16 protein-coding genes are annotated in these 24,608 nt (G+C 44.5%); 11 read left to right on the forward strand and 5 right to left on the reverse strand.

Annotated features, from left to right (window positions below; translation table 11 throughout):
* Positions 1-23: 23 nt before the first annotated feature.
* Positions 24-1,844: a translational GTPase TypA gene (gene typA / locus CKO50_RS13660; protein WP_095728606.1), complete on the reverse strand. Its 1,821-nt coding sequence runs from the start codon at positions 1,842-1,844 to the stop codon at positions 24-26.
* Between the two features lie 383 nt (positions 1,845-2,227).
* Between typA and CKO50_RS13665 the strand changes: the two genes are divergently transcribed.
* The 11 genes from CKO50_RS13665 to CKO50_RS13720 all read left to right on the forward strand — a co-directional run bounded on the left by CKO50_RS13665 (position 2,228) and on the right by CKO50_RS13720 (position 18,045).
* A complete protein-coding gene (locus CKO50_RS13665) occupies positions 2,228-4,672 on the forward strand; it encodes an ABC transporter permease (RefSeq protein WP_255229788.1) in 2,445 nt (814 codons plus the stop codon).
* A 42-nt stretch (positions 4,673-4,714) separates the two neighbouring features.
* Positions 4,715-6,076, forward strand: a complete 1,362-nt coding sequence (locus CKO50_RS13670) for a sigma-54 dependent transcriptional regulator (RefSeq protein ID WP_095728607.1) — start codon at positions 4,715-4,717, stop codon at positions 6,074-6,076.
* A 315-nt stretch (positions 6,077-6,391) separates the two neighbouring features.
* Complete coding sequence (locus CKO50_RS13675; RefSeq protein WP_255229789.1) at positions 6,392-7,351, forward strand: PAS domain-containing sensor histidine kinase; 960 nt, start codon at positions 6,392-6,394, stop codon at positions 7,349-7,351.
* A gap of 149 nt (positions 7,352-7,500) precedes the next feature.
* On the forward strand, positions 7,501-8,751 hold the full coding sequence (locus CKO50_RS13680) for an efflux RND transporter periplasmic adaptor subunit (RefSeq protein WP_255229790.1): 1,251 nt from the start codon (positions 7,501-7,503) through the stop codon (positions 8,749-8,751).
* Between the two features lie 23 nt (positions 8,752-8,774).
* Positions 8,775-9,497 (forward strand): ABC transporter ATP-binding protein, encoded by a 723-nt coding sequence (locus tag CKO50_RS13685; protein ID WP_095728609.1) that lies wholly within the window; start codon positions 8,775-8,777, stop codon positions 9,495-9,497.
* A gap of 26 nt (positions 9,498-9,523) precedes the next feature.
* Positions 9,524-11,980, forward strand: a complete 2,457-nt coding sequence (locus tag CKO50_RS13690; RefSeq protein ID WP_095728610.1) for an ABC transporter permease — start codon at positions 9,524-9,526, stop codon at positions 11,978-11,980.
* 377 nt (positions 11,981-12,357) lie between these two features.
* Entirely contained in the window at positions 12,358-13,764 is a 1,407-nt protein-coding gene (gene glnA / locus CKO50_RS13695) for a glutamate--ammonia ligase (protein ID WP_095728611.1), read from the forward strand.
* A gap of 266 nt (positions 13,765-14,030) precedes the next feature.
* Entirely contained in the window at positions 14,031-14,537 is a 507-nt protein-coding gene (locus tag CKO50_RS13700; protein ID WP_095728612.1) for a DUF4124 domain-containing protein, read from the forward strand.
* Between the two features lie 547 nt (positions 14,538-15,084).
* The gene (glnL, locus tag CKO50_RS13710) at positions 15,085-16,167 is read left to right on the forward strand and encodes a nitrogen regulation protein NR(II) (RefSeq protein ID WP_095728614.1); all 1,083 of its coding nucleotides are present in this window, start codon (positions 15,085-15,087) and stop codon (positions 16,165-16,167) included.
* Positions 16,164-17,561, forward strand: a complete 1,398-nt coding sequence (ntrC, locus tag CKO50_RS13715) for a nitrogen regulation protein NR(I) (protein WP_010604325.1) — start codon at positions 16,164-16,166, stop codon at positions 17,559-17,561. The genes glnL and ntrC overlap by 4 nt, the downstream gene beginning before the upstream one ends.
* Positions 17,562-17,583: 22 nt before the next feature.
* Positions 17,584-18,045, forward strand: coding sequence for a cyclic nucleotide-binding domain-containing protein (locus tag CKO50_RS13720; RefSeq protein ID WP_045989409.1), 462 nt, complete (start codon positions 17,584-17,586; stop codon positions 18,043-18,045).
* Positions 18,046-18,497: 452 nt separating this feature from the next.
* On the opposite strand, the gene CKO50_RS13725 is transcribed toward CKO50_RS13720, so the two are convergent.
* The 4 genes from CKO50_RS13725 to CKO50_RS13740 form a co-directional block, all read right to left on the reverse strand.
* A complete protein-coding gene (locus CKO50_RS13725; protein WP_095728615.1) occupies positions 18,498-19,733 on the reverse strand; it encodes a cysteine desulfurase-like protein in 1,236 nt (411 codons plus the stop codon).
* A gap of 9 nt (positions 19,734-19,742) precedes the next feature.
* Positions 19,743-20,375 carry a 2OG-Fe dioxygenase family protein gene (locus CKO50_RS13730; RefSeq protein ID WP_095728616.1) on the reverse strand — a complete coding sequence of 211 codons (633 nt, stop codon included), beginning with the start codon at positions 20,373-20,375 and terminating at the stop codon, positions 19,743-19,745.
* Between the two features lie 245 nt (positions 20,376-20,620).
* Complete coding sequence (gene acnB / locus CKO50_RS13735; RefSeq protein ID WP_095728617.1) at positions 20,621-23,218, reverse strand: bifunctional aconitate hydratase 2/2-methylisocitrate dehydratase; 2,598 nt, start codon at positions 23,216-23,218, stop codon at positions 20,621-20,623.
* A 310-nt stretch (positions 23,219-23,528) separates the two neighbouring features.
* Positions 23,529-24,578 (reverse strand): OmpA family protein, encoded by a 1,050-nt coding sequence (locus tag CKO50_RS13740; RefSeq protein WP_095728618.1) that lies wholly within the window; start codon positions 24,576-24,578, stop codon positions 23,529-23,531.
* Between the last annotated feature and the right edge of the window lie 30 nt (positions 24,579-24,608).

Below are 24,608 nucleotides of genomic sequence, written 5' to 3' on the forward strand. Positions count from 1 at the left end.
TTATCTCTAGTCTAGGTCAATTATTATTTAGCTTGGCGGCTAGCGCGTTTACGCTCGCTTTCAGTCAATAATTTCTTACGAATACGGATGCTTTCAGGCGTTACTTCTACAAGCTCGTCGTCATCGATAAACTCAAGCGCTTGCTCTAAAGACATAACAACAGGTGGCACAAGGTTTTGTGCTTCATCAGTACCTGATGCACGTACGTTTGTTAACTGCTTGCCTTTAAGCGCGTTTACCGTTAGGTCGTTATCACGGCTGTGAATACCAATAACCATACCTTCGTACACTTCAACACCGTGACCGATGAATAGGCGACCACGCTCTTGTAGGTTGAATAGTGCGTTTGTTAGCGCTTTACCTGCTGCGTTAGCGATTAGTACACCATTCTTACGCTGACCGATGTTACCGCCTTTGTGTGGGCCGTAATGTGAGAACGTGTGGTACATCAAACCAGAGCCAGATGTTAACGTCATAAATTCAGTTTGGAACCCGATTAGACCACGCGCAGGCATCATGAAGTCCATGCGTACACGACCTTTGCCGTCAGGAGACATGTCAGTCATTTCCGCTTTACGCAGACCAAGCTGTTCCATGATAGAGCCTTGGTGTTCTTCTTGACAGTCAATAGTCACTGTTTCGTACGGTTCTTCCAGCTGACCATCAACATGGCGCAAGATTACTTCTGGACGAGATACTGCAATCTCGTAGCCTTCACGACGCATGTTCTCGATAAGAATACCTAAGTGAAGTTCACCACGACCAGATACACGGAAGCTATCTGGGTTATCTGTTTCTTCAACACGTAGTGCAACGTTGTGCACAAGCTCAGCTTCTAGACGCTCAAGAATGTTACGTGAGGTTACGTATTTACCTTCTTGGCCTGAGAATGGAGACGTGTTCACAGAGAAAGTCATGGTTACTGTTGGTTCATCAACAGACAGTGGCGGTAGTGCTTCGACATTATTCTGACAACAGATAGTGTCAGAGATTTTCAGCTCACCAAGACCTGTAATTGCGATAATATCACCAGCCGTTGCTTGCTCAACTTCGTGACGGTCAAGACCTAAATAACCAAGTACCTGGCCAACTTTACCATTACGTGTCTTACCATCAGCACCGACAATAGTCACTTGTTGGTTAGGTTTAACTGAACCACGCTTGATACGACCAACACCGATAACACCAACATATGAGTTGTAATCAAGCTGAGAAATTTGCATCTGGAACGGACCTTCAGGATCCGCGTTAGGCGCTTCAACTTCATCTACGATAGCTTGGAACATTGGTTCCATGTTGTCAGACGGCTCATCTAGATCAAGTGTTGCCCAGCCGTTGATTGCTGATGCGTAAATCACTTTAAAGTCTAGCTGTTCGTCAGTTGCACCTAAGTTGTCGAATAGGTCAAAAACTTGGTCCATTACCCAATCAGGACGAGCACCCGGCTTGTCGATTTTGTTGATTACAACAATAGGCTTAAGACCCTGAGCAAACGCCTTTTGCGTTACGAAGCGCGTTTGTGGCATCGGACCTTCTTGTGCATCAACTAGTAGTAATACTGAGTCAGCCATCGAAAGAACACGCTCTACTTCACCACCGAAGTCGGCGTGTCCCGGAGTATCTACGATATTGATACGGTAGTCGTTCCACTTGATTGCGGTATTTTTTGCAAGGATGGTGATACCACGCTCTCTTTCAAGATCGTTTGAATCCATCACTCGCTCTTCATTACCACCGCGCTGCTGTAGTGTACCTGATTGCTCAAGTAGCTTGTCTACAAGCGTTGTTTTACCGTGGTCTACGTGCGCGATAATCGCGATATTTCTTAACTTTTCGATGCTCATATTATTACTCAGTGAAGTTGGCCCTCAGTGATCCTAGTCGATCTACGCAAAAATGCGCGTTGAGATTGCCCGATTGAGAATTAAAGGTCGCGTATTATCTACTATTAATGTGACAGATGAAAGTTTATCCAACATTTTTTTCAATAATCCTGATCGGAGCGTGCATAAATCAACAACCTAGAGTTGCTTCAGCACAGTCATATTGCGGCTATAGTCCATTTATGGCCTTTATCGTCCGATTATGGACTGAATACTTGTGAATAAAATACAAATATCATTATTATCAATAAGGTAAGTTTGGCATAGGCGTTGCTGCTTCCCCTGTAGAGTAGAATAACTATCACAGCATACCGATACACAATGTGAGCGGATTTGGAGTAAATATGGTAACGCATTCACTGAAAATGGCCTGGCAAAAACTTCGCTGCCATGTCAGTTACACCCTAACAATAATAATTACTCTCGCGCTGACACTCGGTGCGCTGGTAGCGATGTATAACCTAAACTATCAATTGCTCGCGGCTCCGCTCCCTTATCCAGATGCAGAACGCTTGATATTAGTGCGTGGCGCGTTGGTAGATGACAATAATGAAGTGAAGCAAAGCAATTTTATTCCTCATGCTGGCAGCTTAGAGGCGTATAACAAGCAAGCACAATTTTCTGATATCGAAGTGATGGCCATTCAGAATATCAGTATTGATGTTGAACAAAGTTTACCGAGCAGCCCAACATTTAATACTGGCGCGATCACGCCCGAGTTTATGTCAATACTCAGTATACCACTGGCATTAGGACGGTACTTTTCAGTAGATGAAGGGATGAATAGCCAACAACCTGTCGCGATCGTTTCGCACCACGTTTGGCAACGTTATTTCGGTGGAAGTGCAAACGTTCTAGACCAAACATTGGTATTTAAGGGAGTGAGTTTCAAAATTGTTGGCGTCACCGACAAGCAATTCATTGAACCGGTATTATCAACACCTAACTGGCACACCGATGTGTGGATCAGTTATGACTTTAATGACTCTCCAACGCCGACATGGCAAAGAAATAATATCCAGACATATCAATTGCTAAAATTACATGATGTGCAACATGCACGTCGCGCAAAGCTTTCTCTTGAAAACTGGCTGAATGAACAACTACAACAACAAACTGCTGGCGAGCAAACTTTCGCTAATAGTAAAGTACAACTTGAATTTGTACCGATAAAAACACGTATTATTGGTGAAGCATCACATGTGAGCATGATGATGCTACTCGGAAGCGCTATATTACTATTAATCGCATTAAGTAATATTTGTAATTTAGTACTTTCACGTGCCGCCGAGCAACAAAAAAGCTTTGCCGTTCAGGCCGCTTTAGGTGCCAAGCCTAATCATCTATTTTTCCACATTGCGATAGAGTTAGGGCTGTTATTTATCAGCGCTGCAGTATTATCGCTATTAATAGCTGAGGGGATCATAAGACTACTAAAATCCGGGGTTGTCGGCCCGCTCGCTCGTTTGCAAGAGCTACAACTCGAAACGCATACTATTGCTTTCGCCTTTACCGTCAGTACCTTATTATGTTTATTACTTTCTTGGATAGTAAGCCGTCAACTTAACTACCGTCATATTATTCAACAGCTGCAAAGCAGTGGTAAAGGTACAGGCATTCAGATTTCCGCGATGACCCGCACTTTATTAATATCATTCCAATTATTTGTTTGCCTGTCACTACTCACTATTTGTCTTGGGATATTCCAAACAAGCTGGCAAAACTTGCAGCGTGATACGGGAATACGAGAACAAAATACCTATCAAGTAGCACTAAACTTAGGTACTTTGCTACAACAGATGAGCCGCGAGGAGCGCTCACAACTGCTTCTGTCTGCCATTGACTCGTTAGTAAAGTTACCGCAGGTAACCAAAGTCGGCATTGGCGGTTATCCCCCCTTTTCCTATTGGCTGCCGGGCTTTTCAAATCGTCAAATGCAATTTGAACCAGGTATAGAAAAAAACACGTTTGAATATCAAAGTACAGCAGGTACTTGGCCATATTTTGACACCTTTGGCGCAACACTTATCGACGGTAGGACTTTTACTCATGAGGAAGCCATTAATAATGCGCCCGTTGTCATTGTCAATCAGACCCTAGCTACGCAATTACGTCAGCAAGGGCAAGTATTGGGCGCTAAACTATACCCCCGAAATGGCCAACAAAGCGTTGAAGTTATTGGTGTTGTCGAGGATATTTATCTTCCCAAACAACCTAATATTGCAAGGGTTTTCATCCCCTCAGTGCCAACTGGTTACCCCTTTGTATTAATTGAAACTCAAGCACATACCACAATTAGCCGAGCAGAAATAAATCAGGCACTCACAGGTATCCATCCGCAAATGCGCGTCTATAACTTTCAGTCCACGACCATGCTTTTAGCTACGCACTTACAGCAAGCTCGTGTCATTAGCATGTTCACTTTGATGCTATCGATATTTGCACTTGCGCTTGCGGCACTTGGTATTTACGGTGTATGTAAGTACAGCGTAGCGTTACGTCAGTTTGAGTTAGGCGTGAGAATGTCAGTTGGTGCAACACCGCTTGCCGTGTTTAAACTGGTATTACAAGATAATTTGCGCCCTATTATTGCAGCAGCGTGCGCTTCTATCTTGATGTTATTGAGTATTGCGACACTTCAAGATACGCTTGTACCGATTACAATAGATAGCGCTATCCACTGGTTAATTTCACTAGCCACTGTTATCACCTTAGTCACAGGTGTTACGCTACTATCTTCAAGAAATATTATTGCCCGCCCCGCATTACATGCACTTCGCGGAGAGTAATGTAGTGACCGGAATGATAATAATAAATCAAGGAAGCTTACTGTGAGTGCTAAACCACAAATATTGCTAATAGAAGACAACAGAGAAGTTAGATTAGCTGCGCGATTTGTATTGGAAGATTTAGGTCTAGCCGTCGAAGAAGTCGAAAATCCAGTGCAAGCACTCAGCTTTCTTGAACAACACCAGCCTAGCTTGATCCTACTCGATATGAACTTTGAGTTAGACTCTACATCGGGGCAAGAGGGACTCAGGTTTCTACGACAGCAACAGCAACTTGGCAATACCACCCCTATTGTAGCTATGACGGCATGGTCACATACTGAGCTTGTGGTTCAAGCCATGCAACTGGGCGCAGCAGATTTTCTAGAAAAGCCATGGAAAAACCAGCGCTTTGAACAAGTTATTAGAGGCCAGTTACAACTCAATAAACTAAAAAATAAAAACCAAGCTTTTCAGCATGCCCTCGCTGGAGATGCTAAACCTGTGTTATGGCGCAGCAAAGCCATGCAACACCTGATGACGCAATTAGAAGTCATGGCTCCCACGGATGCCAATATTCTGTTAACCGGAGAGAATGGAGTTGGCAAAAGCTTAATAGCCCAATGGATACATCAACACTCGCAGCGTGCAGCGCAGCCATTTATTTCCGTCAACATGGCAACCATCCCTGAGCAACTGTTTGAAAGTGAGCTTTTTGGCCATACCAAAGGCGCATTTACTGACGCCAAATCAGACCGTGCAGGACGATTTAAATTAGCGGATCTTGGTACCTTATTTTTGGATGAAATTGGCACTCTTGCGCTTGCACAACAAAGTAAGTTGCTGCGGGTGCTAGAGTCTCGAGAATATGAAGCCGTCGGCTCAAGCGTCACTGAAGTCGCAGACGTGAGGCTCATCAGTGCAACGAATGCAAAATTAGAGCAGTTAATCGCTCAAGCAGAATTTCGCCAAGATCTTTTCTATCGCATCAATACCTTCACAATCGAAATACCGCCCTTGCGAACACGCCCTGAAGACATTGAATTGTTAGCGGAACACTTTATCAAAACCCATGGTCAGCGATATGGAAAAACACAATGCTGGCTCACACCCACGGCACTAAATCAGCTAAAACAGTACGATTGGCCAGGTAATACCAGAGAGCTTGGGCACTTGCTCGAACGCGCCGTGCTACTAACACAAACGGGTGAAATCGGCCCCGAGCAATTACATATGAGCACGCCTTCACAGCCAAGTGCGAATAATTCCATGTCGCTGCCACTCATCACATTGGAGCAAGCAGAACAACAATTGATTGCTCAGGCTTTGGCTAATACAGCAGGAAACAAACAACAAGCTGCTGAATTACTGGGGATCACTAAGCAATCACTCTATCGACGCCTTGAAAAATATGCACTTATTTAAAGAACCCTTGGCGCGCTATTTTGTAGTTAAGTTTTTGCTACTCATCGCCATAGAAATTGCGGGAGTGTGTATCGTCAGTTGGCAAATGGGGATTCGCATACCTATTTCCATGCCTCTACCCCCCCTACTCTTAATCGTTGGCCTGATTGTCTGCCAAGGACTATTACTAAAACAGCTTTACAATCGTTGTAAGCTATCGTTTGAACGCTGTGGCTACCAAGCCGAAGCGTGGCTTAAGCGCGACTTTAGCCTAAAAGCCAAACCGACANGGGCGTTGTCGCCCAGCTGCACAATCAGCTGAATGCTATATCCGATATGCTACAAAATGAAAAAACCGATGAAGATATGCAATCTTTCCTCGTTGCTGAACTGATCAGTGTGTTAAATACCCCGATACTTATTTTCGACCAGCGTATGCAACTGTGCTTTGGCAATGACGCCTGCTTTCAACTATTTCAAAGGCCATGGCAAACCCTACGATATAGCCATCCAGAGGCGATAGGGTTAACTCCTTCTCCACAGTGGCATTTTATCGATGTACAGAACAATAAGCGCTGGCAAGTGAGGCACAGCACCTTTACTCAGCAGAGTCAGTCATATCACCTTGTCGTCTGTATCGATATTCAGCAAGCACTACGCGATCAGGAGCTTCAAGCTTGGCAACGCTTGATCCGAGTGATTAGCCATGAAATAAGAAATTCCCTCACCCCAGTGTCCGCCATACTGGAACGCCTACAAACTCGCGCAAAAGACCCAAGGGATCACGAAGCATTTAATATCGTACTTGAGCGGTGCTTCCATTTGCAGGACTTTATCCATAAGTACAGCCAGCTCAACCAACCAATAAAAGTAGAGATAAAACGTTTGTCGGGGTTAGAAGTGAGCAAAACCGTTCAAGGCCTTTTCACAGATGTAGCGTGGCAAATTGAACTTTCTCCGGTCTACTTCCATGTTGACCCAACCCTATTTAATCAAGTACTAATCAATATCATCAAGAACGCCATAGAAGCGAGCCCCGCGGGCTCTGTGCTTACACTGAAGCTATATACCAAAGACAATATTGCTATCTTGGAGGTGCTCGATGAAGGTACCGGCGTTGCCAACCAAGATAACTTATTTGTGCCATTTTACTCCACCAAGCAAACGGGGGAAGGTATTGGCCTTTACCTTAGCCGCTATTTTGTCGAGCAAATGTCTGGTTCCATTAGCCTAAGCAATCGTCAGGATAAACAGGGCGCGGTTTGCCAACTCGCCTTTCCTGTGCCACTTAACTGACCCTATATGCTCAGTCCAGTTTTTGAATTCTCACGTCCACAATCGGACCTTTCGGTAAAACAAAAACATTAAATTTAAATAAAAACAATAGGATAAAATTTGGCATATCGTTTGCTCTCATTGGTTAACCGATTAAAGCAAGGTAACTGATGATGGACGTAATAAAACAAAAACAAGCAAAGCCGCTACACAAGCTAGGACTTGTAATCGCAATCCCCCTAGTGCTGATATTCGCTTGGCTTAGCCTTAAGCTATTCTCAACATCGGACGAGTTCAAATTACCAAGACAAGCCATCATTGTTGGACAAGTTAAGCAAGGTGATTTAGATGTTAGCGTTGACGGCTATGGTGTGCTTCGCTCTAATAAACAAAAACTGATCACCACACAAGACCCGGCTACCGTCTATGAAATCTTAGTACGCCCCGGTGGTGAAGTTCAGCCTGATACCATCATTTTGAAGATGCAAGACCCTGATCTCTTACAGCAATTAGAAAGTGCTGAAATGGAGCTGAACCGTCAACAAGCAAACTTTCGCAGACAAAAGCTCGCAAACCAGCGCGAGTTATTACTGGAAGTCGCCACTCTTGCCGAACTTACCAGTGAGCATCAATCGCTAGTCATGCGTCGAGAAGCTCAGCAAACCCTCAGAGACCAAGGTGTCGTTCCCGCCATCGATGTAAAAACCGCAGAGCTTGAAGAGCAGCAACTGTCAGAAAGAGTACAGCTACAGCAACAACGTATAGAACAGCTAAAGCTATTACATTCAGAAGATTTAACCATCTCGCAAGAATTGATCAACCAAGCTCAGTCTCTTTTCGCCCGGTTAAAAGAAAGAGAAGCGAAACTAACAGTCCGAGCAGGTACAGAAGGTGTGTTGCAACGGCTTGCAGTTGAACTTGGACAAAGTGTTGTAGCTGGCCAAGAACTTGCTCAAGTTGGCAGCACTAACGACCTTCAAGCGCTGGTCAGAGTATCTCAGTCTAAGGCAGAACAAATTCAGGTAGGTCAATTTGCTATGGTCAATACACGCCGCGAACAAGTCCCTGCAAAAGTCACAAGGATCAGCCCGCAAGTACAAGAAGGTACCATTGAAGTCGAGCTCACTTTTGTCAATGGCGTACCTGATTCTGCGCGCCCCGAACTTAACGTAGATGCGCAAATTAGCACACATCAGTTGAAGAACGCACTGTATGTTGAGCGTCCAAGTAACACCCAATCACACAGCCAGCAAACGCTCTTTGTGTTAAACAATGACATCGCAACCCCTCAAATAGTGTCGTTTGGTATTGATGCAGGAAAATTCTTGCAAATTGAAAGCGGTGTCACCCCAAATCAGCAAATCATACTCTCTGATACAAGTACTTATAAAAACGCTAAACAAGTACGGATCATTCAATAATAAATCATCATTAGGATACGATTATGAAAGAAACTATTTTAACCATGTCAGGGATCACCAAAGTTTTTAGTACCGAAGAAATGGAAACTCATGCATTGCGTGGGATTGACTTGGAAATATATAAGGGTGATTTCGTGTCAATTTGTGGCCCTTCTGGGTGTGGTAAATCTACCCTGCTGTCAATTCTTGGTCTGTTAGACATGCCTACAGATGGTAGCTATAAAATTGAAGATCTTGAGGTTAGCCAATTAACTTTAGCGGCGGCTGCACATATTCGAAACGAAAAAATTGGCTTTATCTTTCAGTCATTCAACTTAATTGATGAACTGACAGTATACGATAATATCGCGCTGCCATTGCGTTATCGTAAAACCCCGATGAGCAATGCCGATATTGATCACGCTGTAATGAGCTGTCTGACAAAAGTAGATATGGCACACCGCGCAAAACATCGCCCAAACCAGCTTTCAGGTGGGCAACAACAAAGGATTGCTATTGCCCGCGCACTCGTCGGCAACCCCGCATTACTGCTTGTTGACGAACCTACCGGTAACCTTGACTCAAAAAATGGTGATGCCGTTATGGACATGTTGAAAACGCTAAACCTAGAAGGGACGACATTATGTATGGTGACGCACGATCCTAGATATGCCGATATGGCGACACGCAAGCTGCACCTTCTAGATGGCAAAATACTGGCCCCCCAAACACACACTAACGCCAACGCAGTCATTGACACGTTTTAGCCCATGATGGAAGCGAGGAAAGTAATATGCTTGTCAAAGACATCCGTGCCTGCCTGTACTCTCTGAGTAAAGTAAAGGTATTTACCATCACGATTATCTCTACGCTAGCGCTCACATTAGGTACGCTCGTGGCAATGTTTAATTTAAACTTTACTATTCTCTCTGCGTCGTTGCCTTACCCCAATGCAGAGCAGCTTTACGTTTCAAAAGCAGTGCACTATATCAAGGATAGAGTGGAGTTTGATGATTTCACTCCGATACCTATGCTGCTTGAGATCTATGAAAATGAAAAGACGCCGGAGTCACAAACCGCCTTATTTGGCTATTCCGAAGAGGTGATTAGAAGTAAAGTTGAAACGCCACAAGTCAATACTACTTATATCACCCCTGAATTTATGCCAATGCTTGGATTTACTTTTCACTTAGGTCGTGGACCGAGCGCAGACGAAGGCCTTAATTCAATGCAGCCAATCGCGGTATTGTCCTATCAAGCTTGGCAAAAATACTATGGTCAAGCAGCCGATATCGTTGGTCAATCGATTCAAATAGACCAAGTGAACTTTAAAGTTATTGGTGTGCTATCAGAACAAAATCGTGAACCTGAAATGCTTACTCCGGGCCGTCTGACTGACGTATGGTTGCCTTGGGATTATTATTCATTCCAACGCCGCGATGCTCAGCACTGGGGGATCACCGGTCCTAATCGACACGTGTTGATTAAAAAAGCGGGGGCGGTAGACATTCCCACTATCAACCACCAGCTATCCACGCATTACAATAGCCGTTTTAAAACCCAAACAGCTAGCTCTTCTTTCTTTGATGATATGACCATTACGTTGGAGCTGTTACCGCTGCGAGAAAAAATCCACGGTGATAGTGCCAGCAAAACTATTTGGCTACTTTTAGGCGCACTTTGCCTGCTACTCATTGCTTGTGCCAACATTGCTAACCTTATTCTAGCCAGAGCGGTAAATCAGCAACGTGATATGGCTATCAAGGCTGCATTAGGCGCTGGACGCGGCCACTTATCTCGGGGCATATTTATCGAGCTCTTAATCCTCACAAGCTGCGCCGCAATGTTTTCCTTCGCGGTGAGTGAATTATGCTACTACTTACTTAGGCTGGTGGCTGCTGATAACCTACCAGGCGTACTCAACCTCAGCACAAATTTCATCACGGTTGCCTTGTGCTTAATTCTTGCCGTGTTATTAGCATCGCTCGGTGCATGGCTCGTGAGCAAACGCATTAACTTTAAGCAACTCAATAGCCAACTCCAAAGCAGCGGAAAAGGCACCGGGCTCCAAATCAAAACAGAAACCCGGAAAGCCTTAATTTTTAGCCAGCTATTTCTAGCCAGCCTATTATTACTCGCTTGTTCGCAAACTTTTATCAATGCATGGGGATTACTCAGCCAATCACCTAATTTCTCAACCTCTGAACGCTATGAGGTTGAACTCAACCAACTTGTAGAGCAACGTCCAGCCCGTGAACAAAGAGATGCATTTTATGCCGAGCGCAGACAACAATTACTAGATGTTACCGCTGCGCTCAAACAAAACCCACAATTCAAAGCGGTCAGCTTAACTACTGGCACACCGATTGAATTTGGGCTCAGTACGTTTCTTGCAACTGATTCAGGATTCCAGGCGCAGTATTCAGTGTCTGGTAACATCGTTGATGAATCTTACCTGCCACTGATGGAGATTAGTCTGCTACAAGGCCGCAATTTCACCACTGAAGAAGTGAATAGCCAATCAGCTGTGCTTATTGTTAATCAAGCCTTTGCAGAACAACTTGCGCCACAAGGAGACGCTATAGGTAAACGCTTTTATTGGCTCAATGGCCGTCGCCATATTCAGTATGAAATCATCGGTATTAGTGAAAATTTAGCCATTCCAGATAAGCCTGATACCGCTCGTATGTGGGCTGTGGACAGACTGTCAGCCTATACACCAGCGTTTATTATTCAAACGCACACAGGGCAGCAGATACTTCCCCAATCCATAAACCAAACCATGGCGCAAATATCTAAACGCTGGCGCGTTGCTGAAATTCAACCTTTGTCTCAACAGCTATCTAACTCGCTTGCAATTCACCAAGTTGCAGGTTGGGCTGCGCTATCTCTGGCAACCATCACCTTACTGATCGCACTAATTGGCATATATGGCGTACTCAATTACGGTGTTTCTATGCGTCGCTATGAACTCGGAGTGCGTATGGCAATTGGTGCGTCGCCAAAAAGTATTGTACTTGGATTACTAGGAGAAAATACCAAAGTGATCTTTACGGCTCTAGGATGTGCGACATTTGCAACCGTTGCAGCGATGGCTTGGCTGGCAAACTCGGAGGTCATGTTTAGTGTCTCCCTGCTTGGATTCGTATTGCCGCTGTCACTTATCATCGGAATTACCGCTGCAACAACTGTATTAGCCGCCAGCGGGGTTATTACTAAGCCCGCATTATACTCATTGAGAAGTAACTAGCCTGAGCCTCGATAAAATCAACTCCCTGAAGGCAGGGTGCCTCCCTCAAGGTGCCTTGCTTTTTATTAAAACTACTACCCCGTCTCCAGCTATCGGATTAAATTAATTTTTGCTTTGTTGCACTTCATAATCTATACCAATACTCCAAACACTTACTCGAAGATAAAGTGACTATCACAGGGAATCGCTTGCACCAATATTGCGCACCATCATGAAACATTTACGCACCAAATTAGTGCAACAAGCTAATCCTTAAATTTCCCAAAAGTTAAAAATCAATATTTATCAAAAACTTAAAAACATGGCACAGATCAAGCTTACTTGTGTGCAATTGCAGTACATTGCAGCAAAAAATAACCCAACGAGTCGGAGGACACATGTCACAATCGGTTTTAGATTTTATTAAAGAGCACGACGTAAAATTTGTCGATTTACGTTTCACAGATACAAAAGGTAAAGAACAACACGTATCGATCCCACATCATCAAGCCGATGAAGACTTCTTTGAAGACGGCAAAATGTTTGACGGCTCATCTATCGCTGGTTGGAAAGGCATCAACGAATCTGACATGGTACTTATGCCTGACGCAGAAAGTGTCAAGCTAGACCCATTCGCAGAAGAAACAACACTTATCGTTCGTTGTGACGTGGTTGAACCAAACACACACCAAGGTTACGAGCGTGACCCACGTTCAGTAGCTAAACGCGCTGAAGAGTTCATGCGTTCAACGGGTATTGCAGACACCGTATTATTCGGTCCAGAGCCAGAGTTTTTCTTGTTTGACGATGTTAAGTACAAAACTGATATGTCTGGTTCAATGTACAAAATCGATTCAGAAGAAGCGTCTTGGAACTCAGACAAAGACTACGAAGGTGGTAACACAGGTCACCGTCCTGGCGTAAAAGGTGGTTACTTCCCAGTAGCACCGGTAGATTCGTCTAATGACTGGCGTGCAGCTACTTGTTTAGTACTTGAAGAGATGGGCCACGTTGTTGAAGCACACCACCACGAAGTAGCAACTGCTGGTCAAAATGAGATTGCGACTCGCTTTAATACTATGGTAACTAAAGCAGACGAAATCCAAGAGATGAAATACGTTATCCACAACATGGCGCACCTATACGGTAAAACAGCAACCTTTATGCCTAAGCCAATCGTTGGTGATAACGGCTCAGGTATGCACTGCCACCAATCACTTGCTAAAGACGGCAAAAACATCTTCGCAGGCGACAAGTACGGCGGTCTATCTGAAGAAGCGCTTTACTACATTGGTGGTATCATTAAGCATGCTAAAGCAATCAATGCATTCACTAACCCAGCAACAAACTCTTATAAACGTCTAGTACCAGGGTTTGAAGCGCCAGTTATGCTTGCATACTCAGCACGTAACCGCTCAGCATCAATCCGAATCCCTGTGATCCCATCAGAGAAAGGTCGTCGTATCGAAGTACGCTTCCCAGATCCTGCGGCTAATCCATACCTAGCTTTCGCAGCGCAGTTGATGGCGGGTCTTGACGGTATCCGCAACAAGATCCACCCTGGCGATGCAATGGACAAAGATTTATACGACCTACCAGCAGAAGAAGCAGCAGAAATCCCAACGGTTGCAGCATCACTTGATGAGGCCCTTGCTTCTCTAGATGCTGACCGCGAGTTCTTAACTCAAGGTGGCGTATTCACTGACGACCTAATCGACGCGTACATCACACTTAAGTCGAAAGAAGTTGAAAAATTAAACATGACAACTCATCCAGTTGAGTTCGAAATGTACTACAGCGTTTAATCGCTAGCAGACTACTACGCTCAGTACCGCAGTATTGAGCTTGTAGAGCCAAAACTCATTATGCGTTTCTGGCACTCTTAATCATATGTGTTCTCAAGCCCGTTTTTACGGGCTTTTTTAATGCAATTCAAGAGGTTAAATAAAGTCTATTTTATGTTGTCATTATGGGAATTATTCATTTCTAACTCGCAATTCCAACTGCTCTATACTACAGTATGAACAGTAGTTTACTGTGGAGAGTTGTGGTGCGTCAGTGGTTTCTTATAATGTCGGTTAGCATGACGCTAGCCCTAACAAGCATTGATGCTGCAGCTGAGTCCAATCCAAAAATCTATCGCTGGAAAGACAAAAACGGTCATTGGGTCTATTCGGATGTACCGCAACCTGGCTCGAAAGAAGTCAAACTCAATGCCAGCGCCTTAACCATGCCAAGTGTTGATACTAAAATTCTCGAACAAACGGATACAACACCAACTATCCAATATACAGCTAAAATCACTTCTCCTGAGCATGAACAAACAATCCGCGACAATAGTGGCAGCGTATACGTGACGGGCACAGTAGAACCAAGATTTACCCAAGGGTTGAGTGTCCAACTGTTTCTCGACGGTGTAGCGACAGGTCCAAAACAAACGAATACCCAGTTCGCTTTACGTGGCATCAATCGCGGCGAACATTCTTTGGTTATCAAAGTGTTTAACCAAAAGGGAACCTTAGTTGCCCAAAGCGATATCCATAAATTCTTTTTGCACCGAAATACCGCAAATAATTAATGGTTTATTTCCTACTTACACTGGCTTTCAACTAATAATTGTAAACACGCCATGCTTATCCCCTCTGGTATTAGAGAGGCTGAATTTGACAACTCATGATGGTCAATCCACAACCTTTGCTCACCCACCTGGACTTGATAGTAGACTTCAGCCTTTGTGTGCAGTAAATATTTATCTCGCCAGTTAGGTTGAACAACCCGCATCACACCTGTAAGGGTGGTTTTCTCGCCATTCGTCGCTCGATGTAAATTAGCGGTGTGAGGAGGGAAGCAGCCTGTATACTCGGTAACATACCTAGTGCCTTGAAAGTCACAACCGCTCATACAAATAGCGATAAAAAGGCTCCCCCCGCAAGCACAAGCTAGATGTATTTTTTGACACAAAGCACTAATAATCTCGGCACCTTAAAGTTGGCATGCTTTATTAATAACAAGTTTAGGATACGAGTTCGAAAACCCCTAGTTTCTGAGCTCAGGTAATAATTTAATCCAATGGATGCAAAGCTATGCTATTCTCATTGCACCACATTGGTGCACGGTGAACATAAATGGATCAACATAACTCGATTGACTTGGATAAAATTTGGCAATCTCTCTCAACCGCGATTTTAGTGCTCGATCAAAATTTAATGGTCCACTATGCCAACTATAGCAGTAGTGAACTACTGGGACTCAGCACTAAACGCCTTGTCGGACTGGCGATTGATAGTGTGTTTAATCATCATCATATAGACCTGCCACGGCTCTCTAAATACGTGCTACAAGATGGCGTAGACTGCCAGCAACACAGAGTAGACGTGGTATTCGTAGATAATCGTGTTGCGACACTAAGTCTGCATGCCAGACGAGTTTACCTTGCAGACAAGGCGTATATTTTAGTGGAATGTCGCCGTGTTGATGATGCCCTGCGTTATGACCAAGCATCCAATCAAATGCACCAATTTCAGGCAGCTCGAAACCTCATTCGCGGTCTTGCTCATGAAATAAAAAATCCACTTGGTGGGATCCGCGGTGCGGCTCAATTATTGCAATACGAAACTGATCAACAAGAACGGGAAGAATGTGCCACGCTCATTATTGAGCAAGCAGATAGATTGCGCGAATTGGTAGATAGATTGCTTGGACCCAATCAGTTACCACAAAAAGAGCCGTGTAATATCCATCAGGCGTTAGAATCGGTGATTAAGTTAACCACCTTGGAGCGCGATGCGGATATCACCTTGGTAAAAGATTATGATCCCAGTATTCCGGCCATCGTGATAGATCAAGCCAAAATTCAGCAGGTTCTGCTGAATATGCTGCGCAATGCTCAACAAGCACTACAACATGACGGTACGATCACCATAACAACGCGCATTAAACACCGTCTTCATCATGGTGAGCGACTATTGAAAAAAGCTTTACTCATCCGTATCAGCGACAACGGTCCGGGGATCGCCGATGAGGTAAAAGAGACATTGTTCTTTCCGATGATCACGAATAAAGAAGGAGGCTCTGGACTTGGGCTCTCTATCGCACAAACTTTGGTAGAGCAACACCAAGGATTTATCGAATGCGATAGTTGGCCAGGACACACTGAGTTCAGTATCTACCTTCCCTTTGACAACACCGAAACAGGAAACGTGCAATGAAATCAGTTTGGTTAGTCGATGATGACGCTTCAATCCGATTTGTTTTAGAAAAGGCATTAAAGCGAGCTGAGTTTGAAACCGAGAGCTTCGCCAGTGGTCAAGATGTATTGACCGCGCTTGAATATGAGCAACCCGCAGTGCTGATCTCAGATGTACGTATGCCAGGTATCGATGGCATGGCCTTGTTAGATAAAATTGCAGGGCTCTACCCAAACTTGCCGGTGATCATTATGACCGCGCACTCGGACTTGGATTCTGCGGTCAACGCATTTAAAAAAGGGGCGTTTGAATATCTCGCCAAACCTTTCGACTTAAACGAGGCCGTTTCCCTTGTGCAACGTGCATTTCGTGCAGGCCAGCAAACTAAAAAGCAAAAGCGCCAAAGTGAAAAAGCCAATAGCCCCGACATTATTGGTGAAGCCCCAGCGATGCAGGAAGTGTTCCGCGCCATAGGTAAACTTTCCGCGTCAAGCATGAGTGTATTGATTAACGGCGAATCAGGCACGGGTAAAGAGCTTGTGGCAGGCGCGCTGCACAATCACAGCCCGCGCAAAGACGCTTCTTTTATCGCGCTCAATATGGCCGCCATTCCCAAAGATCTCGTCGAGTCTGAGTTGTTCGGCCATGAAAAAGGCGCTTTTACTGGCGCTGACAGCATGCGCCGTGGCCGCTTTGAGCAAGCCGATGGCGGCACCCTATTTTTAGATGAAATCGGTGATATGCCACTGGACGTGCAGACTCGGCTATTGCGCGTACTCGCCGATGGTGAGTTTTATCGGGTTGGTGGCCACAACAGTGTGAAAGTCGATGTCCGTATCGTCGCGGCTACCCATCAAGACTTAGAGACACTGGTCAAGCAAGGTAAATTCCGTGAAGACTTGTTTCACCGCCTCAATGTCGTCAGGTTAAAACTTCCAGCCTTACGTGAACGCCCTGAAGATATCGCCGCCCTGTGCGATCACTTTCTTGCAAAAAGCGCCAAAGAGCTAAAAGCCGAGCCAAAAATCATCTCCAAACATGCTCTGCAAAAAATGCAAGCGTATCATTGGCCTGGCAACGTTAGACAATTGGAAAACACCTGCCGTTGGTTAACGGTAATGGCGCCGGGCGAGCTTGTCACCCCAGCGGATCTGCCCGAAGAGCTAGAAAAACCACAACAGATTGACGCCTTAGAGCATGGCAATTGGCTGGACGCATTCCAAACTTGGTTAGACTCAGAGTTACGTAAAGGAAAAGACCATATTTGGCCCGATGTACAGGCACAATTAGAAACACGGCTGATCAAATCCGCACTCAATGCCTGCCATGGCCATAAACAAGATGCGGCATTAAAGATAGGTTGGGGACGCAATACATTGACCAGAAAGCTAAAAGAACGCAATATTCAAGAATAAGTTTGATTTGCGAATAGTTTGCATGAAGTTACTTGAAAATGTCCCACTGTTTAAACAACTAGAGATCATCAATCGCTTAGCGTTTTTTAAAGAGTTTACGCTTGCCGAGCGCCAGGTATTGCTTGAGTCTTTTGGTCACTTATATCTGGTGCAACAAGAGCGTCATGCTTTCAAACGCTTTGAAAAAGACAATCGCCTGTATATTGTATTAAGCGGTGAGTTTTTGATTTTTAAACAAGATGCGGCCCATGATTTAGGTAAAGTTGGTCCTGGAGAGTTTTTAGGTGAAGGTGCATTTATCACTAACCGAGAACGCAGCACTAGCGCACAAGCGTTAAAAGACAGCATCATCTTGGCGATAACCCCAGATGCATTAACACGCTTGCCCAATGTGATCCGGGAAAAAATCAAAGATAAGCTTATTGAAGGTATGAGCCATCGCATTGCTAAGCTCAATGCATTTATTGAAGGTGTAACTGACTAAGTAAAGTAGCCCAAGCAAAACATAAAAGAATGGCACTACACCAAAGCAGCTTGTCTTGCCCGCTGTGATTTGTAATCCACTTTGACTTTGAAATGACATACTGAATAAGCATCATCAGCGGGATAGTAAAGCAGATAAATCCGTAAAAGAGATAACTTAGTGTTGCCGTCCACCAAAAGTGTGGACTCGTTAAGTCCGTTTCATTGACCATACCAACCATGGGGACAGGAAACTGATATACATAAATAAATATCAGTGATAGAAGCCAACAAAACAGAGGAATAATAGTAATTCGTATCACGCCACCAGTAGTCCTTTCCACAATTTCCTCCAGCTAATGTAATACATATAATTAAAGTATACTATTAAAAAGCTGTATCGAAACAGAAGTAAAGTTACAAGAGAACCTGATTGTTGCGAGAAGAAATGGGAGCCGTAGCTCCCACTTTTTATTATGCTAATAGCTCACTGAATGCATCAAACAAGCTATCTAGTTCTTCTATGGTGTTGTAATGCATACAACCGATGCGAACAACCCCACCTTTATCCATCACCCCTAGCTGCTCGCAAAGCCCTTGGGCGTAGAAATTGCCATCCCATACGCACATGTGCTTTTTACCTAAGAATTCCGACACGGTACGTGGCTCGATGCCATCAAATGTCAAAGCAAACGTTGGTGTACGCTCAGCGAGTCGCTCACGTGACTCGATACCAAAAAGTTTAATCTTTTTAAACTCGGCTAAACGCGTTAAAAAGTGCTGGCTAAGCTGCATCTCATGCGCTTTTGTGCGTGCAAACGCCTCAACCAGTTTCTCACGACGTGGGGTATCTGTACTCATTTCGCTAAGTGAAGCAATGTAGTCAATCGCCGCAACCACACCCGCTAGCCCTTCGAAACTCTGCGTACCAGTTTCCCAGCGGCCTGGGATAATGTCTTTTGCGGGCTCCACCTTATAAGGAGTAAAACCTTCTAAATGCTCACGCTTACCATAAACAATGCCCACATGCGGACCAAAGAACTTATAAGCAGAGCACGCAAGGAAGTCGCAATCCAAACCTTGTACATCGATTAGCTCATGAGGTGCATAATGCACAGCATCAACATATACCAATGCACCAACTTGGTGCGCAAGCTCCACAATGCGCTTGATGTCGTTGATTGAGCCCGTTGTATTCGATGCATACGTCACCGCAACTAACTTAGTCTTGGCATTTAGTAGTGATTCAAAATGCGCAAGATCAAGCGTGCAATCGGTTTCATTAATACGCACCGCATGTACCGTCGCACCTTTATCTTCGGCAGCTTGACGCCATGAAGAAACGTTTGAATAGTGATCGGCATTGGTCACAATAACTTCATCACCTGCTTGCCATTCGCGAGATAGCGCACGGCTAAAGCTAAAGGTTAAGCTAGTCATGTTGGCACCAAATACAATTTGATCTGCACTTGGCGCATTGAGTAAGTCCGCAACCGCTTGGCGCGCTTCACTCATCAAACTGACGGTCTTATCGCTCGAGAAAAATGCACCACCTAAGTTAGAGTTAAAATAACCAAGGTAAGCAGACATCGCGCTCAACACAGATTGCGGGACTTGAGAGCCACCCGGACCATCAAGGAAAATTGGCGCGGCTCCACCAATACTTTGCATAAGCGCAGGGAACTGACGACGCACTTGATTTAAATCCATACTACCCTCTTAGGCTGTAAATACGAAGCAGTCTAGGTAACCGACTTGCTCGGCATCTAGCTTGTTCATCGGTGTTGCGTTATGCCACACTTCACGGTCATTCACCAGTGCAAATAAACCATCTTTGATTTCCATTTTGAAACAGGGCTCAGCTTCTTTGTGCTCATAAACCAATAGCTCGCCACCAGCAATATTTTCGTGAGAAACACCGCAGACACAGACATGGTCAAAGCCATCTTGGTGCACACCTTCTGGCGCAGGAGGGGTATCGCTTTCAATCGCTAACATGCGAAACTGATGAACTTCTATGCTGGTATCGTCTGCAATTCCTGTCATGGCTTTGAATTCAGCAAGCATATGCTTAAAGCCATCGGTGTTTAACATGTCCAGCTCAAGGTTTTCGTAAACACGCTCAATATTACCTTGGAAAGTATTAATTGAATCGTCTTGAACGAAAGCCTTAGTCGGCTGCAATGTCACATCACCGCCAGTGAATTTAATCACTGAATAGCGGCGCTTTCTGAATGCACCATCGGCATAAGGGTTATCTGGAAGTTGATTGAAAAAAGGCTTAACTGCGTCGATATGTGACTGCGGCAAAAAGCGTAGTTGTAATAAATTCTGGTTGTTTACTGTTGTCATGATCCTCTCGCCCATTGATGAGAATTTGCCGACAATTCTAATAAAACCAGAGAAAATTACTGTTTAAAAAAACGGGATTTTAACAAGTAAAACGCAATAAAAACCCAGTTATAGCCACTTTAATAGATTACTTATCTAGGTTTAAAATAATGCTTGATAACACCATTTAAGATGGGCGTTTTATGTGCATAAAAAAAGCCAGCATGCGCTGGCTTTTTTCTTTCAATGTATTCTAGAGCGAGTAATTAAACCGCTTGTTGAATGATCACTGAGTCTGCCTTTTTAGTGTACTGAGGCATCTTATGGAAGTTCAAGTAACGGTAAGTGTCCGCAGCCGTTGCATTGATCTTCTCTGCATACTCTTGATATTCAGCAGGCGTTGGTAGTTTACCAAGAATAGCAGCTACCGCTGCAAGCTCTGCTGATGCAAGGAATACGTTTGCACCTGTACCTAAACGGTTAGGGAAGTTACGAGTCGAGGTAGAAACAACCGTTGCTTTATCAGCAACACGTGCCTGGTTACCCATACATAGTGAACATCCAGGAGTTTCGATACGTGCACCTACACGACCGTAAATGCCGTAGTAACCTTCGTCAGTTAACTGATCGCGGTCCATCTTCGTTGGTGGAGCAACCCATAGTTGCGTTGGTAGACGACCACCGAAATTATCCAGTAGTTTACCAGCTGCACGGAAGTGACCGATGTTAGTCATACAAGAGCCGATGAATACTTCGTCGATCTTCTCACCAGTTACCGCTGAAAGTAGACGAGCGTCATCAGGGTCATTTGGTGCACAAAGGATTGGCTCTTTGATATCAGCAAGATCAATCTCAATGGTGTGCGCGTATTCTGCATCCGCGTCAGCAGTCATTAGCTCAGGATTCGCTAACCACTCTTCCATCTTAGTGATACGACGCTCAATGGTACGTACATCACCATAGCCTTCAGAGATCATCCACTTAAGCATCACGATATTAGAGTTTAGGTACTCTTCGATAGACGCTTGTGAAAGCTTAACAGTACAACCTGCCGCACTACGCTCTGCAGATGCGTCAGATAGTTCAAACGCTTGCTCAACCGTTAAATGCTCAACACCTTCGATTTCAAGGATACGGCCAGAGAATTCGTTGATCTTACCTTTTTTCTCAACCGTCAATAGACCTTGCTGGATTGCATAGTAAGGGATAGCATGTACTAGGTCACGTAATGTGATACCCGGCTGCATTTCACCTTTAAAACGAACAAGGATTGACTCAGGCATATCCAACGGCATTACACCCGTTGCAGCTGCGAATGCTACTGCACCTGAACCTGCTGGGAATGAAATACCTAGTGGGAAACGAGTATGCGAGTCACCACCTGTACCTACTGTATCTGGAAGTAGCATACGGTTTAGCCATGAGTGGATAACACCGTCACCAGGGCGTAGCGATACACCGCCACGGTTCATGATGAAATCAGGAAGTGTGTGGTGTGTGTTTACATCGATTGGCTTAGGATAAGCTGAGGTATGGCAGAATGACTGCATTGTAAGGTCAGCTGAGAAGCCAAGACAAGCAAGATCTTTAAGCTCATCACGCGTCATTGGACCCGTAGTATCCTGAGAACCAACTGTTGTCATTGTTGGCTCACAGTATTGACCTGGGCGTACGCCTGTCATGTTACATGCTTTACCAACCATCTTCTGTGCAAGCGTAAAGCCTTTACCAGAATCAGCCACTAACTTAGGCTTACGGAAGATATCTTCAGCTTCTAGACCTAGTGAAGCACGAGCTTTATCAGTTAGACCACGACCGATGATCAGTGGAATACGACCGCCAGCACGCACTTCATCAAGAATTACGTCTGATTTCAGTGAGAACGTTGAGATAACTTCGTCAGTACCGTGACGCTTAACTACACCTTCATAAGGGAAGATGTCGATTTGGTCGCCCATGTTTAGTTCGTCAACTGGAAGCTCAATCGGTAGTGCACCAGAATCTTCCATGGTGTTGAAGAAGATAGGCGCAATCTTGCCACCTAGACACACACCGCCAACGCGCTTGTTTGGTACGAATGGAATGTCATCACCCATGAACCAAAGTACGGAGTTAGTTGCAGATTTACGAGATGAGCCTGTACCAACAACGTCACCTACGTACGCTAGAGGTAAACCTTTACCATTAAGCGCTTCCAGTTGTGCAATTGGACCTACTTCACCTGGCTTATCAGGGTTGATACCGTCACGCTCGTTTTTAAGCATAGCCAGTGCGTGTAATGGGATATCTGGACGAGACCAAGCATCTGGTGCTGGAGACAAGTCATCTGTATTTGTCTCACCCGTTACTTTGAATACAGTCACTGAAATCTTGTCTGCAACGGCTGGCTTCTCAAGGAACCATTCTGCATTTGCCCATGACTCAATCACTTGCTTAGCAAACTCGTTGCCTGCTTTTGCTTTTTCTTCTACATCGTAGAATGCGTCAAACATCAGTAGTGTATGAGATAAACCCTTAGCAACGATAGGTGCAAGTGCTGCGTCATCTAGTAGGTCGATCATAGGCGCGATGTTATAACCACCTAGCATAGTGCCAAGTAGTTCAGCTGCATATTCTTTTGAAATAAGTGGAGATTCAGCTTCGCCTTTCGCTACTGCAGCCAAAAAGCCTGCTTTTACGTAAGCAGCATCATCTACACCTGGCGGTACACGGTTGATAAATAGATCAACGATGAACTCTTCTTCACCTGCAGGTGGAGTTTTTAGTAATTCGATAAGGTCAGCAGTTTGCTGCGCGTCTAACGGCTTAGGCACTATACCTTGCGCGGCACGCTCTTCTACGTGTTTACGATATTCTTGAAGCACAATATTGCCCTCTTGGTGACGTGGACAGACAAGTAAATGATCTGGCTGCGATTATTGATGCAATCGGCTGAACCATTCCCTTGACCATAAAATATAATGAACAATTATAAGGTCTTTGAGTATAGATGAAAATCTTGCATGCGATACCTCGCCTTATAGTCACTATAAATACAATGAATAAGCATATCGAAACAAGTATATTTTGATGAATATTAGTCAAACGAGAATCATTTTAATTTTGCGAAAAGGTACTATCAATTGGATCAAAAAAGGCTCCTGAAGGAGCCTTTTTGCATAAGTTAAGTAAAAATTAACGCTTAACTTTTACTTTCTCTTTAGAAGAAACGTGCGCTTCTACGCGACGGTTTTCAGCATGCGCTTCAAGCGTATTTGCTGGGTTTTTCAAACGCTCTTCACCGTAACCAACCGTGGTAATACGCATTGAATCAATACCCATATCAACGAGTTTTTCAGCAACGTTCTTCGCACGATGCTCAGAAAGCTTCTGGTTGTAATCCGCATCACCTACAGCTGACGCGTGACCTTCAATCACTACATCTGCATTTTTGTGTTCTTTTAAGAACTTAGCAACCGCGTTGATATCATCAACATATTGCTGTGAGAAAGAAGCATCGTCATGCGGGAAGCGGACTAGTAAGCTTACTTTGTCTTCTTTAGTTTCGTACAAAGTACAGCCAGACGCATCAACAGCATCCGTCATTGGTGTGTTAGCACATCTGTCTTCGCTATCCACAACACCATCTTTGTCACTGTCTTGCGGTGCTTCAGCAACTACAGGAGCTGGAGCTGGCGCAACCTCTTCCGATTTACCTGCACTACCGAACGAGTAGTTGATACCGATTTTACCACCAACATCAGTAAAACCTGCTTCTAAGCCTTGGTAAACTGCCGCTTCAGCATTCACGAACAAGTGATCGGTGAAGTAATGACGAACACCGGCACCTACGTTAGCAAAAGTGTTATCTGAAATTACGTCTAGATTCATCTTTTTGATACCCACCAGACCATAGAATGGACCACCATCAAAGTGATACAAACCGTCGATACCGTAACGCTCTGCATCTAGTGAACCATTGCTGATCCCACCAAGGTCAAAGTCCATATCTGCATACTCAAGACGACCACTCCAAAACTTGTCAAAGCGGTAGCCAATTTCAGCACCCCAACCTGTAGAATCTTCTACGTCTAGGCCAGCCATATCACGGTGATTCTGCCAATCAGCATCATAGTAATCACCAAACACACCAAGATATACGCCTTCAGTAGGCTCTGTGGTATTTGCATTTGCATTGGCTGTCACTGCCATCGCAACTAGTAAGCTCAAAGTTTTAATTTTCATCATTCCTTCCCATCTCTGTTAGTGTACGCA

This window comes from Pseudoalteromonas sp. HM-SA03 (assembly GCF_002289345.1).
Lineage (GTDB): Bacteria > Pseudomonadota > Gammaproteobacteria > Enterobacterales > Alteromonadaceae > Pseudoalteromonas.

Bases quoted from the DNA above. Each gene is read 5' to 3' on its own strand.
- CKO50_RS13675 (WP_255229789.1), top strand. From the start codon at position 6,392: ATGCTACAAAATGAAAAAACCGATGAAGATATGCAATCTTTCCTCGTT.
- CKO50_RS13730 (WP_095728616.1), bottom strand. From the start codon at position 20,375: ATGACAACAGTAAACAACCAGAATTTATTACAACTACGCTTTTTGCCG.
- CKO50_RS13720 (WP_045989409.1), top strand. From the start codon at position 17,584: ATGAAGTTACTTGAAAATGTCCCACTGTTTAAACAACTAGAGATCATC.
- CKO50_RS13685 (WP_095728609.1), top strand. From the start codon at position 8,775: ATGAAAGAAACTATTTTAACCATGTCAGGGATCACCAAAGTTTTTAGT.
- typA (WP_095728606.1), bottom strand. From the start codon at position 1,844: ATGAGCATCGAAAAGTTAAGAAATATCGCGATTATCGCGCACGTAGAC.
- glnL (WP_095728614.1), top strand. From the start codon at position 15,085: ATGGATCAACATAACTCGATTGACTTGGATAAAATTTGGCAATCTCTC.
- CKO50_RS13690 (WP_095728610.1), top strand. From the start codon at position 9,524: ATGCTTGTCAAAGACATCCGTGCCTGCCTGTACTCTCTGAGTAAAGTA.
- ntrC (WP_010604325.1), top strand. From the start codon at position 16,164: ATGAAATCAGTTTGGTTAGTCGATGATGACGCTTCAATCCGATTTGTT.
- CKO50_RS13680 (WP_255229790.1), top strand. From the start codon at position 7,501: ATGATGGACGTAATAAAACAAAAACAAGCAAAGCCGCTACACAAGCTA.
- CKO50_RS13700 (WP_095728612.1), top strand. From the start codon at position 14,031: ATGTCGGTTAGCATGACGCTAGCCCTAACAAGCATTGATGCTGCAGCT.
- glnA (WP_095728611.1), top strand. From the start codon at position 12,358: ATGTCACAATCGGTTTTAGATTTTATTAAAGAGCACGACGTAAAATTT.
- CKO50_RS13665 (WP_255229788.1), top strand. From the start codon at position 2,228: ATGGTAACGCATTCACTGAAAATGGCCTGGCAAAAACTTCGCTGCCAT.
- CKO50_RS13725 (WP_095728615.1), bottom strand. From the start codon at position 19,733: ATGGATTTAAATCAAGTGCGTCGTCAGTTCCCTGCGCTTATGCAAAGT.
- CKO50_RS13740 (WP_095728618.1), bottom strand. From the start codon at position 24,578: ATGAAAATTAAAACTTTGAGCTTACTAGTTGCGATGGCAGTGACAGCC.